Origin of the sequence: Microcoleus sp. PH2017_35_SFW_U_B (assembly GCF_020737865.1) — a bacterium.
Taxonomy (GTDB): domain Bacteria; phylum Cyanobacteriota; class Cyanobacteriia; order Cyanobacteriales; family Microcoleaceae; genus Microcoleus.
This window is the reverse complement of sequence record NZ_JAEQDE010000103.1, coordinates 15,197-30,007: the sequence shown is the minus strand read 5'-3', so window position 1 is coordinate 30,007 and position 14,811 is coordinate 15,197. Positions and strand designations below refer to the sequence as shown.

General features: G+C 46.7%; 13 protein-coding genes. 8 read left to right on the top strand and 5 right to left on the bottom strand.

What is annotated here, in order from left to right; genetic code table 11:
* Nucleotides 1-155 precede the first annotated feature (155 nt).
* From JGK36_RS26700 to JGK36_RS26685, 4 genes are all read left to right on the top strand, one after another.
* The gene (locus JGK36_RS26700) at nt 156-410 is read left to right on the top strand and encodes a hypothetical protein (RefSeq protein WP_293185768.1); all 255 of its coding nucleotides are present in this window, start codon (nt 156-158) and stop codon (nt 408-410) included.
* Nucleotides 411-451: 41 nt separating this feature from the next.
* Complete coding sequence (locus JGK36_RS26695; RefSeq protein ID WP_293185769.1) at nt 452-1,633, top strand: MltA domain-containing protein; 1,182 nt, start codon at nt 452-454, stop codon at nt 1,631-1,633.
* Nucleotides 1,634-1,861: 228 nt separating this feature from the next.
* On the top strand, nt 1,862-2,377 hold the full coding sequence (locus tag JGK36_RS26690; protein ID WP_293198623.1) for a hypothetical protein: 516 nt from the start codon (nt 1,862-1,864) through the stop codon (nt 2,375-2,377).
* A 146-nt stretch (nt 2,378-2,523) separates the two neighbouring features.
* A complete protein-coding gene (locus JGK36_RS26685; RefSeq protein ID WP_293185771.1) occupies nt 2,524-3,426 on the top strand; it encodes an ROK family protein in 903 nt (300 codons plus the stop codon).
* Between the two features lie 121 nt (nt 3,427-3,547).
* Here JGK36_RS26685 and JGK36_RS26680 read toward each other — a convergent pair whose 3' ends face one another.
* From JGK36_RS26680 to JGK36_RS26670, 3 genes are all read right to left on the bottom strand, one after another.
* Nucleotides 3,548-3,973, bottom strand: coding sequence for a hypothetical protein (locus tag JGK36_RS26680; RefSeq protein WP_293185772.1), 426 nt, complete (start codon nt 3,971-3,973; stop codon nt 3,548-3,550).
* Nucleotides 3,974-4,476: 503 nt separating this feature from the next.
* A complete protein-coding gene (locus tag JGK36_RS26675) occupies nt 4,477-6,135 on the bottom strand; it encodes a CTP synthase (RefSeq protein WP_293193604.1) in 1,659 nt (552 codons plus the stop codon).
* Between the two features lie 241 nt (nt 6,136-6,376).
* A complete protein-coding gene (locus tag JGK36_RS26670) occupies nt 6,377-7,354 on the bottom strand; it encodes an Rpn family recombination-promoting nuclease/putative transposase (protein ID WP_293198621.1) in 978 nt (325 codons plus the stop codon).
* 280 nt (nt 7,355-7,634) lie between these two features.
* Here JGK36_RS26670 and JGK36_RS26665 point away from each other — a divergent pair, with 280 nt between their 5' ends.
* From JGK36_RS26665 to cutA, 3 genes are all read left to right on the top strand, one after another.
* Entirely contained in the window at nt 7,635-10,274 is a 2,640-nt protein-coding gene (locus JGK36_RS26665; protein WP_293198619.1) for a VIT domain-containing protein, read from the top strand.
* Nucleotides 10,275-10,527: 253 nt separating this feature from the next.
* Nucleotides 10,528-11,427, top strand: coding sequence for a pentapeptide repeat-containing protein (locus tag JGK36_RS26660; protein WP_293185778.1), 900 nt, complete (start codon nt 10,528-10,530; stop codon nt 11,425-11,427).
* Between the two features lie 223 nt (nt 11,428-11,650).
* On the top strand, nt 11,651-11,971 hold the full coding sequence (gene cutA, locus JGK36_RS26655) for a divalent-cation tolerance protein CutA (RefSeq protein WP_293185780.1): 321 nt from the start codon (nt 11,651-11,653) through the stop codon (nt 11,969-11,971).
* Nucleotides 11,972-12,408: 437 nt separating this feature from the next.
* Here the strand turns inward: cutA and JGK36_RS26650 are convergent, their stop codons facing one another.
* Together JGK36_RS26650 and JGK36_RS26645 are read right to left on the bottom strand one after the other, a co-directional pair.
* Nucleotides 12,409-12,945 carry a DUF2231 domain-containing protein gene (locus JGK36_RS26650; protein WP_293155175.1) on the bottom strand — a complete coding sequence of 179 codons (537 nt, stop codon included), beginning with the start codon at nt 12,943-12,945 and terminating at the stop codon, nt 12,409-12,411.
* Nucleotides 12,946-12,993: 48 nt separating this feature from the next.
* A complete protein-coding gene (locus tag JGK36_RS26645; protein ID WP_293185782.1) occupies nt 12,994-13,272 on the bottom strand; it encodes a hypothetical protein in 279 nt (92 codons plus the stop codon).
* Between the two features lie 269 nt (nt 13,273-13,541).
* Here JGK36_RS26645 and JGK36_RS26640 point away from each other — a divergent pair, with 269 nt between their 5' ends.
* A complete protein-coding gene (locus JGK36_RS26640) occupies nt 13,542-14,723 on the top strand; it encodes an FAD-binding oxidoreductase (RefSeq protein WP_366035301.1) in 1,182 nt (393 codons plus the stop codon).
* Nucleotides 14,724-14,811 lie beyond the last annotated feature (88 nt).

Here is a 14,811-nt window from a genome sequence, read left to right as displayed (position 1 = left end):
TCAGCCAAGGCGGGTCAATCCGCTCGAAGTGAAAGCGAAAGGGGAGGGACTGGAAGCCTCCCATGTCATGTAATAGATGACTATACTTTTACCAGCTATCAGGTAAAATGTGAAATCGTTCCAAAAGCTTAAAATCAAAAATCTACAATACACATATGCCTAGAACACCCAGCGAATATTCCGTGCACCTGCTGCTTGATGGCGGCCACCGCGAAGAAATCCGTTTTGCAACTCTGCCGGATTTTCAACAGTGGTATAAAACCCTGGTTCCCAAACAAGATTCGTCAGAATTTGTCAATGTTCCGATCAAAAATATTCAAGGCGAATACATGGTAGTTCGCCCTTCCAGTATTCTCGCAATTCGCGTAGAACCGCTGTTTAGTTCTAGTCTCGAACGATACGATGAATAATCGACTAGGAAAGTTATCAATTGATTAGGGAAATTTAGAAGTTGAGCAAGATTTTTCGTTATCAGCTATTGGCGATCGCCTGTTGTGTTTTAGCGATCGCATTTTCTGTTCCCGCGATCGCAATTCCGGCGCTGCAACAAATTAGTGTAAGTCAATTACAACCGAGTGAGTTGGAGTCGATCGCCTTTGACGCTCAAATCTGGGGCGAAAATGGCAAGCCGGGGGATAAACAATTGCTGTTAAAGTCGATCGACTACAGCCTCGGTTATCTTAACTCCCAAGCTGCTGCTAGTGCTTACAGTCGCTATCGAGTCTCAGGTATTACGCGCGATCGAGTTCGGCGATCGCTCGATCGATTCCGCCAATTAGTTGTCAGTTCTACAACTCCAACACAACTCCAGGAATCTGTCAAGCGGGAGTTTGTGTTTTATAAGTCGATCGGCAAAGACAACAAAGGAACAGTAGCATTTACAGGTTATTTCGAGCCGACTTACCAAGCCTCTCGCACCCCTAATTCCGAATACCGTTATCCCCTGTACAAGGCACCGCCAAACCTCGGTTCTTGGCGCAAACCTCACCCAACTAGATTGGAATTGGAAGGTGCGGATGCTTTGCAGGGAAGCAAAGGATTGTTGCGGGGATTGGAATTAGTCTGGTTGCGCGATCGCTTCCAAGCATTTCTCGTCCACGTCCAAGGTTCGGCGAAGTTGCAGTTAGCAGACGGCGGCGTGATGACAGTGGGTTTCGCGGGGAAAACCAGTCAGAGTTATACAGGTGTCGGGCGAGAATTAGTTAAGGACGGCAAGTTTACTTTAGAACAGCTAACATTGCCGAAACTCAACGAATATTTTAGCAAGTTTCCGGCAGATATGGACAAGTATTTGCCGAAGAATCAAAGCTTTGTCTTCTTTCAGGATACTAAAGGTGCACCTGCTACCGGCAGCATTGGAGTGCCCGTAACTGCCGAAAGGTCGATCGCCACTGATAAAGTGTTAATGCCTCCCGGCGCCCTAGCATTAATTAGCACGAAACTGCCCTATCCCAATGCGGCGGGGAAACTCGAACAAAATGCCGTTAATCGGTTTGTTTTGGATCAAGATACGGGCGGTGCAATTAAAGGCGCGGGGAGAGTTGACGTATTTATGGGCACGGGGAACCTGGCGGGCGATCGGGCGGGTTATATCAACTCGACTGGAGAACTGTATTATCCGCTATTAAAGTAGAAAGCGAGTGGCCAGAAACCGGGTTTTTACGAAAAATATTCGCCATCATCGATAGATTAGGAAAAAACCCGGTTTCTTTGATTTTCACGAGTGGCCAGAAACCGGGTTTTTACGAAAAATATTCGCCATCATCGATAGATCAGGAAAAAACCCGGTTTCTTTGATTTTCATGAGTACCCAGCAAACCAGACTAAAATAGAAACAACCCCACCCATCCCAACCCGAAAAATGCTAAACAAAATTTGGCAATTCCTCAAACAACTAATCCAGCGCCTATTGGGAACCACACCCCCACCTGCGCCGCCGCCACCCCGCCCCACCCTAACTGACGCGGAATACGAGTCGAAATTCATGGAAATCCTGGAAGGGGTGAATGTCGGCTGGAGTCGAGGGGATGTAGCGGGTTTCTTAATCGCCAAACGCCTGAGAGATAGTGAATTGGCGGCTTGGTTGCGACGGTTTGGGACTGGATTGTTTGAGGGCGAATATGATGACACAGCCCCTACAGATGCGGTGGCTTCGCTTCAGGAATTGGCGCGCAGGCTGGAATTGTTGGGTAGAATTCGCAGCGGGGAATTGTCGGAGGTGGCGGGGGATATTGGGCGGGAGATTTTGACGCGATTTCCGCTGCCGGTGGTTGAGGATGATGCTGGTGGGTATGGGAATGTGATTGAGGCGGTGTTTGTTGGGGATGGTTTGGGTGTTTCTGGGGATGGGAATCGCAGGGATGCGGAGGGTGCGTAGGATTTATATAGCAGGCTAAGAATTTAATAGACTCAGAGCGATCGGCATGATATTCTTAGCAATTAAGCGCCGCATCCGTCGCTAATTTTCACACACTCAAATAAGACGAAAGAGGACTGAAGTCCTCACTACAAACTTAAATCGTAATGGCACAAGTAATCGGCATTGACTTAGGCGGCACCGCAATTAAACTCGGCAGATTTAGCGCAGACGGCGTTTGTCACCAATCCTTAACAGTCCCAACTCCTCAACCCGCTACTCCAGAAGCCGTTTTAGCCGCCATCGCAGATGCTATTTTACAACTGAATCCACAAGAAAATGCTGTATGTGCGATCGGCATTGGCACACCAGGCCCAGCAGACGCAGCAGGCAGAATAGCCCGAGTCGCAATCAACCTCAAAAACTGGCACAACGTCCCCCTAGCTGACTGGTTGGAAGCCAAAACCGGATTGCCGACAATATTAGCAAATGATGCCAATTGTGCCGGATTGGGAGAAGCTTGGTTAGGGGCAGGAAAGCACTTTAAAAACCTGATTTTACTGACATTAGGAACAGGAGTCGGCGGTGCAGTTATCCTAGATGGCAAACTATTTTCAGGCCATCTAGGTGCAGCCGGAGAATTAGGATTAATTTCGATTAATCCCGACGGCCCAGAGTGTAATAGTGGCAATCACGGTTCTTTAGAACAGTACATTTCCGTGCTAGCAATTCGTCGCGATACTGGCTTGGAACCGCTAGAATTAGCCAATTTAGCTAAGTCTGGAGATGCTAAAGCTTTAGAATTTTGGAGAAATTATGGTCGCTATCTCGGTATCGGCTTAGCAAGTCTAATTTATATTTTAACACCAGAAGCTATTATTATCGGTGGCGGAATTAGTGCAGGTGCCGAGTTTTTCTTGCCAGCAGTTCAAACGGAAATTGAGCGGCGCGTGCTGCCGAGTTCTCGGGAAGGTTTGCAGTTATTGGTTGCTGAATTGGGCAATCAAGCAGGTATGGTAGGCGCAGCAAAATTAGCTTGGCAAATCGCTCTTATGACAGTTGACAGTTGACAGTTGACAGTTGACAGTTAGTTGTAGGGGCAGTGCCCCCGTGCCTGCCCTCTTAGCTGACAGTTGACCAATGACTAATGACTAATGACTGATGACCAATGACTAACGACTAATAACTTCTTCATGGCAGAGAGTGCCCAGTTATATTTTTAATATATTCCTGAATTTTTAGATAAGTGTCCGAGTTGCCTTCGCGCATGATAATAATATTAGTAGCGCTGTCAGGCAGGTAAAAGCTGATTAAGCGACCGTTCTGTTCGCTAGCAAAAGAGCTAATTCGACTCAGATCGATCGCAAATTCTTTGCGCTCGTAATTAATTTTAATCCAGGAACCTTTAGAATTGCGATCGACCGTTTTTTTGATGTATTCGAGAATTTGCTTGTAAGCCTCATAATTCCCTTGGGGATTGAGAATAATCGGCAGACTGCTATTCGGCAGCCAAAATGTAATACGCTTGTTATCCGGTTCGCTAGAAAAAGCACTAATAGTGTCAAGGTCAATTATGTATGTATTTTTCTCATAAGTAATTTTGCTCCAGTAAGCCACAACACAAAACCTCCTCAAACCTGCGTTTCCTGGTATTTTAGGATAGTTTGACAACTCATACAATTTTAGATTTTAGATTTTAGATTTTAGATTTTAGAATTGGGAATGACAGATGACTATCGGGGTTTGGATCTTACCTACAGTTGCATTCTTTTGTAAAACTGGTATCACCCTGGAAATCTTAGCTAAAAAGTTAAGTAAAAATTATCAGCATTTTTACCTTCTGCCTTTTGCCTCCCGAAGGCTACACTGGCAGACAAGTCTGCCTTCAGCCTTAGGATATTAGCCGCCCAGCCCTATACGGCGGGCTGGGGGTAAGGTTTTTCAGTAGTTGAGAATGCTCCCCGATATCCTGTCTGGTAAATGCAACCCGAATCAAATCCTATTGTTGGGTTGGGCGGGTTTTCTACAGATATTGTCTGCCCGATTTGAATATTGCGTGCTCTGGCCCGCCCTACAGACATCCAATATATCAAAACTAATCGATCGCAGATAAGATGAGATCAGGCTCCTGCAAGTTTCCCTGCTACTAAGTCGCGGGCCTCAGCTTCTAAAACATCCTGCTTTCCCTGAGAGCTCGCTGCCTGGATAAACCCCTGAAACAAAGGGTGAGGGGAACTAGGCCTAGATTGGAATTCGGGGTGAAATTGACTGGCGATGAAAAAGGGATGGTTGGGCAATTCGATCATTTCTACGAGTCGGCCGTCGGGAGATGTGCCGGATACTACATAGCCTGATTCTAAGAAAAGATTGCGGTAGGCATTGTTGAACTCGTATCGGTGGCGATGCCGCTCGTAAATCACTTCTTTTTGATACAGTTTGAAAGCGAGGGTGTCCGGGTTTACACGGCACGGATACAAACCCAGTCGCATCGTACCGCCCAAATCGATTACATCTTGCTGTTCTGGCAATAAATTAATTACTGCATTTGCTGTATCCGGGTTGAATTCAGCGCTGTTGGCATCCTGTAGTTGGGCGGTGTTGCGCGCCCATTCGATCACAGCACACTGCATCCCCAAACACAATCCCAAAAATGGTATTTTATGGTGTTTGGCATATTGAATCGCAGCTATTTTGCCGTCAACTCCCCGAATCCCAAAACCTCCGGGCACAACAATGCCGTTGATATTTTGGAGATAGTTTTCGATGTTTCCCGATTCTAAATCTTCTGAGTTGATCCAGTGCAAATTTAGGTCGCAGCCGATCGAGATTGCCGCGTGCCGCAAAGCTTCCACCACCGAAAGATAAGCATCGTTCAACCGCACGTATTTGCCAACCAAAGCAATCTCAATCTTGTGGCTGGGGCTATACAGCCGTTTGACTAAGGTTTGCCACTGAGTCAAATCGGGTGGCCGCTGTTCGAGTTGCAGCAAATTGATGGTTTGTTCCGCCAAACCTTCCTGTTCCATCATCAGCGGTACTTCGTAGATACTTTTGGCATCTTGAGCTGTGATGACGCATTCTTCGGGTACGTTGCAGAATTCCGACAATTTTTGTTTGAGGCCCAGAGGTAAAGGTCGATCGCACCTACAGACTAAAATATCTGGTTGAATGCCTATAGACCGCAACTCCTTAACCGAGTGCTGAGTCGGTTTAGTCTTCATCTCTCCAGCCGACGGAATCCAAGGTATCAGCGTCACGTGCATATACACAACATTTTGCCGTCCGACAGCCTTGCGAAACTGGCGAATTGCTTCCAAAAACGGTAAAGATTCAATATCTCCCACGGTGCCGCCGATTTCCGTAATCACCACGTCAGGATTAGTATTTTTTGCTACCCGAAAAATACGCTCTTTAATCTCGTTAGTGATGTGGGGAATCACCTGCACCGTGCTCCCTTGATACTCGCCGCGGCGTTCTTTATTGATCACCGCTTGATAAATGGCACCCGTGGTGACACTGTTCAGGCGAGACATGGAAGTATCGGTAAAACGCTCGTAGTGCCCCAAATCCAGGTCAGTTTCCGCACCGTCTTCGGTGACGAATACTTCTCCGTGCTGAAACGGGCTGAGAGTACCAGGGTCAACGTTAATATAGGGGTCTAGCTTCAAAATCGAGACTGAGTAGTCCCTGGACTTCAATAGGCGACCGAGGGAAGAAGCGACAATTCCCTTGCCGATACTGGAAACCACGCCGCCGGTCACAAACACAAATTTGGTCATAGATTTTCGACTTTAGATCTTTCTAGTTAAGAAGGTAACACTCAAATCTAAGAGCTAAAATCCAAAATTGTCCAGCAGGGTTTGAGCCTTTCTCAACTACGGGTGCGGATACGACGAGTCGCCCATTAGCTGAATCGGGCGGTTGGCATGGGTTTGGAGTGCGATCGCCCATTTCCCAACTGTTGATTGTTCCTGAGTTCGCTGTTAGAGACCAAGGGCGAACCAGAAACCAAGGCTTCTTTTATCTCGATCGAGAATATGTCTGCAACTTAGCCATCAAATCTGACACACTGGTCAAATCTAAAACTGCTTCTCCTAAATTCTCTAATTGTTCAGCGGATAACTGACTGATGCGAGTTTGGATCTCCGGCGACAGCGGGCAGACACGGCGCTCCAACAGCGACACAACTAACTGCTGTAACTGCTGCTTTCCTTGTTCGATACCTTGTTCGATACCTTGTTCGATACCTTGTTCGATACCTTGTCTGATGCCTTGTTCGATGCCGATTCTGGTCGCTTTGGTAATTGCACCGCGCTGGTCTTGAATGAAAATTTCTCGCCTTTCTAAATCTTCCAATTCATCAGGATCTAGATTTGCTTCATTGGCAATTCCAAAAGCTTTGCGGAGTTCCGGTACATTCCCCAACTCTTCCGGAACAGACCTTAACGTCCGAGCCGTTTTCATGAAATATATCCACTTGTCAGTCAGTGTCTCTAATTCTTCTAATGTTTTGTTAAATTTTGGTAATTCAACAAAAACAAATTCTAACTCTTCGGCTAAATAATCGATTCGATTGTTTTTCTCTTTGATACAAAACCGCGAAATTACTGTTTCGAGATGCTCAAACATTTGGAAATCGGTAATTGTCAGGGCAATTACTGGATTCAATAAATCATAGTTTTCTCCACTTTTTAATTGAACTGAGTAAGCTTTAGTAGCATTATACAGAATCCGCTTTTCAAAGGATTCTACGTTCAATACCTGCATTTCAATTATCACTGTTTTGCTGCCACCAATTTTAGCTTTGACATCCAAATAAGTATTCTTTACTCCTTTGATTTTGGGAGCCAAATAAGGGTCAAGGATTTCCAAGTCTTCGATGACGGGATTTGATTCGTATAGAATGGCATTTAAGAAGCTAATCAAAATGTCTTTGCTGTCAGCAGAGCCGAAGATTTTCTTAAAGGCAAAGTCAGTTTTGGGATTAATGAAACTCATGGTATTTTATTTTTACTAGAGACTGAGAGGTTGAGGTTACAGTTATTTAAGTATCTAACTATTATACAATCTTTTAGGTTGGGTTCGCCCTGCGATCGCCCGAAACAACCTCAATACCGATGCCAGTCCCAGTCTGCCCCTGTGGAGTCAATTATAAAATCTTTAATCTAAAATCTCAAATCCCGTTCAGTCATTTTTCCCAAACAGCTAACCCAGGAACGTTTCGCCAATGGTAAAGTCATGGTAGGTAGAGCACCTCAAGTCTGATAAAAAAATTGCTATGAAGTTTGTCTGCGTTCTATCCCGTCAACGGTTGCTTTCTGGTGGTATCGCATTGATCGCAGCGATCCTCTTCGAGGGCTTCGCTAACGAGTGCGGAGCTATTCTCGCTCCCCATGCGGCGCGGGCAAACACTCCTGGGCAAAATCATTCGTCTCTGTCGCCGAAAATCCTCGCTAGTAACGATGTTAGTTGTAAGGGCGCGCGATCGCCAGAAACTCGCTGTCGAGTCGGCGGTTTGTTCGTCAAAACTCAAAATACGTCTACAGAACAAGTCTTTACTCTCAAGCACACTGAAGTTACAGCTAAAATTGCCGGCAATATCTCCCGCGTCGAAGTTGTTCAAAAATTTGAAAATCCTTTTCCCGAATCTTTAGAAGCTGTTTATGTATTTCCCCTCCCCGATGAAGCGGCGGTGGACGATATGGAAATTAAAATCGGCGATCGCATTATTAAAGCTAATATCAAACGCCGCGATGAAGCTTTGGAAATATACCAAAAAGCTAGAGAGCAAGGTAGGACTGCGGGTTTGTTGGAACAAGAACGCGATAATATTTTTACTCAGTCTCTCGCTAATATCAAACCGGGAGAAAAGATTGAAGTGACGATTCGCTACACCGAGAGTCTCAAATTTGCCGGTGGCGATTACGAATTTGTGTTTCCGACAGTGGTAGGCCCGCGCTATATTTCGGGAAATCTGACCCCCCCCAACCCCCCCTTAGCAAGGGTGGGCAATAGTTCTGAGTCTCCAGGGGCCAGAGATGGCAACAACACTCTATCCCCCCCCTTAGCAAGGGGGGGCGATGCTCTATCCCCCCCCTTAGCAAGGGGGGGGCAGGGGGGGGTTAATACCGATGCCGATCGCATAAACTCGCCTCTCTTGCCTCCGGGTACGCGATCTGGTCGCGATATCGCTGTTTCGGTAGAAATCGATGCCGGAGTTGCGATCGGCGATGTCCGCTCTACTTCCCATCAAATTACAACAGAACGCAGCGGCAATCTTGTGCGCGTCCAACTAGCGAATTATGACACAATTCCCAATAAAGATTTAATTCTCCGCTATCGAGTATCAGGCGAAAATACTCGTGCCACAGTCTTGAGCCAAGCCGACCAACGGGGCGGTCATTTTGCGACTTATTTGATTCCGGCATTAAACTACAAAACTAATGAAATTGTACCGAAAGATGTCGTGTTTCTGATGGATACTTCCGGTTCTCAACAGGGCGAACCGCTAGCAAAATCTAAGGAGTTGATGCGCCGCTTCATTCAAGGACTCAATCCCAAGGATACTTTTACGATTATTGATTTTGCCAACACGGCGCAAGCGCTATCCGCTACTCCTTTAGCGAATACTGCCCAAAATCGACAAAGCGCAATTAATTATATCGATCGGTTGCAAGCTAACGGCGGCACAGAACTGCTCAACGGCATTCAAGCCGTGATGAAGTTTCCGGCTGCACCAACCGAAAGGCTGCGGAGTATTGTACTAATTACTGACGGTTATATTGGCAATGAAAAAGAAGTTTTGGCTCTGGTGCAGCAGAGTATAAAACCGGGCAATCGACTTTACAGTTTTGGTGTCGGCAGTTCGGTGAATCGGTTTTTGCTCAACCGTTTAGCCCAAGTTGGTAGAGGCACGTCTCAAGTAATTCGTCAAGATGAACCTTCGGCGGAAGCTGCTGAAAAGTTTTTCCGTCAAATTAACAGTCCGGTATTGACTAATATTGAAATTAGTTGGGAAGGAATGGGCGAAAAACCGGAGATTTATCCGATCGCGCCCCCAGACTTATTTACCAGTCAGCCGCTGGTGTTGTTTGGCAAAAAGAGCGATCGAACTAACGGCCAACTCCGCATCCGCGGCACTCAAGCGGGCGGCAAAGCTTACGAGCAAATTTTACCTGTTAATTTTGCTCAATCTGGAGGGAGACAACGGGAGTCAACTTCAGCCGCAGCAATTGTTACAGATTTTGGCAATCCGGCGGTAGCTCAACTTTGGGGGCGATCGCGCATTAAAGATTTAATGAATCAAATGTTTGGTGGCGAGACTCCTTCTTTGGTGGAAGCTGTGACTAATACAGCTTTGGCTTATCGCTTGCTGTCGGAATACACGGCTTTTGTGGCTGTGAGCGAAGAAGTGCGAGTCGAACCTGATGGTGCTCGGCGCCGCGTGCAAGTGCCGGTGGAATTGCCGCAGGGTGTCAGCTATGAAGGTATTGTCCAGGCCGACGAGCGCGAGCAAACTAGAGGTGGCACTCGCAGCGCCAGCTCGACTCGCGGTGTTTCACCGCCAGTCCCAGCTCCTCTCCCGCGGCTAGCTCCTGACAGCCAACGATCGCGCCAGCAGCAGATTGCTGCTCGCTTGCAAGTAGTCAGCGCTCCCGGATTGGATGCTGGGGCGATCGCATCTCTGAATCAATACCTGCGATCTGTTAATCTCCCAGCGGCGGTTAGTGGCGAGACGGTATGGGATTTATCCGTACAAGACGGCCGTGTTGCGAAAGTGGCCATCGACACTCAAACCTCGACGCTGCAAGCAACAGACGCCCTTGAGAGTATCAAGGCAGCCTTGAATTCCTGGCAACCTCCCGCAGGATTCAAGGGCACGCTGAGGCTGAAATTGCGGATTAATGCCGATCGTTAAGGAATGACTATCTATGTCACGAAACATTAACTTTTAATTCAAAAGTACCGAAATGGCGATCGCCACCGAGAGAACAATATAAAATCTTTATTAAGAGATCGCGTTTGAACAGAAAGTGATGCTAACAGAAGTTATACAGTTTGATGCCAACGCTGAAACAGTCTAATTTTTGTAACAGTATAATTTCTGAAACAACCCTAAGAGTAAAGATTTCTCGATCGAACCCCCCCAATCAGAGAAGGTATCACGCCCTATGGAAGTTAGCGAACTGCTCAACAATTACGAAAAAGGACAAAGAGACTTTGCTGGAGCCGATCTGAGCGGGGCAAACCTCAGCGGAGCAATCTTAATCGGAGTCAACCTTTCGCGCGCTAATCTTTCAGGAGCGAACCTCAGCAGAGCGTTTCTCACCAAAGCAACCCTCAAAGGCGCACTGATGCAAAGAACAAATCTGAGTTTTGCCAAAATGGGCGAAACCAAACTCTCAGGCGCAGATTTGACAAAAGCTAATTTGAGCGGAGCTTTTTTGGTCAAAGCAAAAATGCCCAGGGTAAAGTTAAGCGGCGCAACTTTAACCGGCGCCAACCTGCGGAGTGCTGTGTTGTGGAATGCCAATTTGTGCAGCGCCGACTTGCAATTAGTTAACTTGCTGGGCGCGAACCTCACCGGAGCTAATTTTAAATGGGCAAACCTTTACGGTGCCAAGCTCAACAGTGCAAAACTTTTTGGTGCTCAATTAACTGGAGTCAGCCTGCGGCGAGCGCAGTTGACAGGCGTGAATCTCTGTGGTGCAGATTTGAGCGGAGTCAACGTCAGCGAAGCTAAATTGATGGGAGCTAATTTGGAAGGCTCGAATTTGGCGGGAGCGAATTTCAGCGCGGCTCAGTTGCGGGGAGTGAAGTTGGCGGGAGCAAACTTAACCGGCGCTAAGTTTAGGGGAAGTTGTTTGAAAGGGGCAAATTTGAATTGGGCAAAGCTGTGTCAAGCAGATTTGATGGCGGCCGATTTGAGCGAGGCGACGTTAATAGGAGCTAATTTAGATAATGCTTTGTTGGCGGGAGCTATTTTGCCGGAATCTACTAGGCGCTACTTTTCCTTAGCTGGGGCGTGCAAAGTCAATTCTTGGGAAGTTACGGAAGTTAAGAATGGGTGATTGTTCAGTTGACAGTTGACAGTTGACAGTTGACAGTTGACAGATGAAGGCGACCTCTACCTCTAAGGAAGAGGATTGGGGTAATGAATTATCTTCTTTTATCTTTTAATTTATCCTGATCGGGGAGAGGCTTTAAACCATTTTTTTATGGTAATTTGTAATTTGTAATCGGTAATTTGTAATTTGTAATATCAAATCTGTTAACATCTGATCTAAAATCCTTATGAGTGTTAATTTTGGGGTGGTGCTGGTAACTGCTGAATCGGAGGCGGAGGCGGAAAATATCGCTAAATCTCTAGTTGAACACAGGCTGGCTGCTTGTGTAAGTTTGTCTCCGATTCGCTCTATTTATACTTGGCAAGGCGAGATTCATTCGGAATCGGAGTGGCAGTTGGTGATTAAAACAGATTTGGCTAAATTTGAGGCTTTAAAAATAAAAGTTCAGGAACTCCATTCCTATGAAGTTCCCGAAATTATTGCGATTCCCATTATTGCTGCCAGTGAGGCTTATCTCGATTGGATTGCACAATCTTTAGGTTCGTAGCGAGGACGAAGACTCCTAATTTATCCACGCATCAAGACGGACTGAAGTCCGCACTACAAACGAAAAAATAAAGGTTCGTAGTCAGGACTTTAGTCGTTGATTATCCACGCATCAAGACGGACTGAAGTCCGCACTACAAACGAAAAAACAAAGGTTCGTAGTGAGGACTTTAGTCCTGCATTATCCACGCAGCACAAAAACGGACTGAAGGGGAGCATCTCATTTTTGCAAAAAGCATTTTTTTTACAGTGCGAGCGTCCCCTTTTTTTACAGTGCGAGCGTCCCCTTTTTTTACAGTGCGAGCGTCCCCTTTTTTTACAGTGCGAGCGTCCCCGCTCGCGTGCTTTGTATAGCACGCGAGCGGGGACGCTCGCACTACAAATGCAAAACTGAAATGCTCCCGACTGAAGTCCTTACTACAAACGATCGCAAACCTACTAATTTTGACTGCTAGGGCCAATGACGCCGACTTTGTGGCGAAAACTTAGTTCGCCGCCGAACCAGCCTGTAACGCCCAGCAAACTTGCAACGACGATCGACAAAGCTAAACCTGTAAAGACGATCGGCTCAGCCGGATTTCCTTGTCGCAACACCAGGTTAATCAGCGAAAGTACCATAGCCGCCACATTCCCGCCCATGTGCAACCAGCCGGCACTGCGATCGCGCACTCTTTTAATTCTTGCAAAATCTAAAAAGCCCGTGATTGCGGCCAAAATCCCCGCAGCAAAACCTGCACCAATTAGCCAAACCGAAGCTCTTGCCCAAAACGGATCGCTTGTCAGCCAATAACCGATATCCGTGCCCGCGGCCCCGACTAAAAAGGCTACCGGAAAAGTGACGATTACGGGGTGAAGGGGATGGCCTGCAACTGAAACTGTACTGGTAATGCCGGCATCGCGATACTCTCTGTCGTCACTTTCTAGAATCGGTGGAACATTCGGAAAGGGCGTACTATTTCTTTGATTTGTTTCCATGATTTCTACCGATAAATTTTGTACAAACCAGTTTTTATTGGATTGAACTTAATCCCAAATGCGATCGCCATTTTCGTCAACACGCGCCTGCCGAATTACGTCAGAAATTTCCTCAGCGTCTTTGACGTGGTGCAAAGCTTTCTTTTCCCCGTCCGGTTCATCTACGATGAAATAAGTGGGAACTGTAACTGTATCTCCCGTGATGTCTGGCACGTGGTCAACTGCTAATTGCTGAGCTTTTTCTTCGATGCTTTGCGGTTCGTCGGAAATGCGATCGCCCGGATTGACAGTGCGGCGCATATCTTTGCCCGGTTTGTCGATACTCATAAAACCTCTCTGGTGTTTCTAATTTTTGCTGCTTCTAATTGCTACTATTGAACGAAAAATCTCCGGTTGCGAGCATCTCCCAAGGGGTGGAAGTTTCTGTTAGGGCGATCGCACCTCAGCTCTTTCTGTAGGTAGATCATTTTTTCAACTAGGGAAACGGCAATGCGGTGTCCTCATCCCCGCACCGGACACGGCAATGCCCTGTCCCTACTTATCAAGAAATTGCTATAAAATCGAAGAATTCGTGAATCCTTCCCTGTGAATTGCCCATGATGAAAACTTACGACTGGATTGTTGTCGGCGGCGGGATTACTGGTACAGCGCTGAGTTACGAACTCGCAAAAAAAGGTTTTTCTGTGTTGCTTTTAGAACGAGATGCTACCATGCAAAATGCTACTCGTTTTAGTTACGGCGGCTTGGCTTATTGGTCGGGTACGACTGATTTAACTCGGCAATTGTGTGCAGAAGGTATCGAACGTCACCGCAATTTATCGGCGGAATTAGATAGCAATACGGAGTTTCGCGAGTTGGATTTGTTGCTGACAATTGATGCGGGAGTTGAGCCAGAAAAAGTCGCGGCTAATTACGCACACTTTGCGATTCCTCCCCAGCTTGTGAGCGTTACAGAAGCTGGCGAGTTGGAACCTTTGCTGAACAAAAGTGCGATCGCCGGAGCTCTAACTGTCCGTCACGGTCATATTTCGCCGACTGCCACAAATCAAGCTTATTGTCAAGGGTTTTTGCGGCTGGGAGGAACTAGAGAAATTGCGGAAGTAACTGGTTTAATAGCAGAAGGAAATCGGATTTCGGGTGTCAAGACGGTAGGCGAAAGTTATGCCTGTAAAAATGCGGTAATTTGTGCTGGAGGTTGGAGTCGTAGTTTGCTAAAAACGGCGGGTATTTCTGTGGGAGTTTATTTTAGTCGTGCTGAGATTTTGGAGACGGCACCTGTGGATTTGAAACTCAGGACTTTGGTGATGCCCGCACTATTAAAACGTTTTGAATTGGAAGCACAATCTAGTAAAATTGAGGTAGATTTTCTTTGGGACGAACCGGGTAAGGAGTTGTTACCGCCGATTTTAGATTCGGGTGCAATTCAATTTAATGACGGGAGTTTGCGGATCGGCCAATTGTCTCGCACTTTGAGCGATTTGAACGCGAAAGTCGATCGCAAAACCAGCGAAACCGCAATTCGTGCAGGTATCGGCAAGGTTTTGCCAGATGCGGCAGATTTACCGGCAACTTGGCACGATTGTATTGTGGCATTTAGCGCTGATAGGTTTCCCGTAGTGGGGGAAATTCGCGATCGCCCTGGATTGCACGTTTTTTCTGGTTTGAGCAATCCGTTGGCGATCGTACCTGCTTTGGCTGAGCGATTTGCTAATAGGGCGGCGGAAGAAAAAGATTGGGCGATCGAGATTTTATCTCCGGATAGATTTGCTGAAAAATGACCGCCATCAACCTGTTTGTAGTGAGGACTTTAGTCCTCATAAAAATCAGAGGACTAAAGTCCTCACTACAAACCAATTTAATTGTGGG

Bases quoted from the DNA above. Each gene is read 5' to 3' on its own strand.
- JGK36_RS26685 (WP_293185771.1), top strand. From the start codon at position 2,524: ATGGCACAAGTAATCGGCATTGACTTAGGCGGCACCGCAATTAAACTC.
- JGK36_RS26675 (WP_293193604.1), bottom strand. From the start codon at position 6,135: ATGACCAAATTTGTGTTTGTGACCGGCGGCGTGGTTTCCAGTATCGGC.
- JGK36_RS26700 (WP_293185768.1), top strand. From the start codon at position 156: ATGCCTAGAACACCCAGCGAATATTCCGTGCACCTGCTGCTTGATGGC.
- JGK36_RS26665 (WP_293198619.1), top strand. From the start codon at position 7,635: ATGAAGTTTGTCTGCGTTCTATCCCGTCAACGGTTGCTTTCTGGTGGT.
- JGK36_RS26645 (WP_293185782.1), bottom strand. From the start codon at position 13,272: ATGAGTATCGACAAACCGGGCAAAGATATGCGCCGCACTGTCAATCCG.
- JGK36_RS26690 (WP_293198623.1), top strand. From the start codon at position 1,862: ATGCTAAACAAAATTTGGCAATTCCTCAAACAACTAATCCAGCGCCTA.
- JGK36_RS26660 (WP_293185778.1), top strand. From the start codon at position 10,528: ATGGAAGTTAGCGAACTGCTCAACAATTACGAAAAAGGACAAAGAGAC.
- JGK36_RS26670 (WP_293198621.1), bottom strand. From the start codon at position 7,354: ATGAGTTTCATTAATCCCAAAACTGACTTTGCCTTTAAGAAAATCTTC.
- cutA (WP_293185780.1), top strand. From the start codon at position 11,651: ATGAGTGTTAATTTTGGGGTGGTGCTGGTAACTGCTGAATCGGAGGCG.
- JGK36_RS26650 (WP_293155175.1), bottom strand. From the start codon at position 12,945: ATGGAAACAAATCAAAGAAATAGTACGCCCTTTCCGAATGTTCCACCG.
- JGK36_RS26640 (WP_366035301.1), top strand. From the start codon at position 13,542: ATGATGAAAACTTACGACTGGATTGTTGTCGGCGGCGGGATTACTGGT.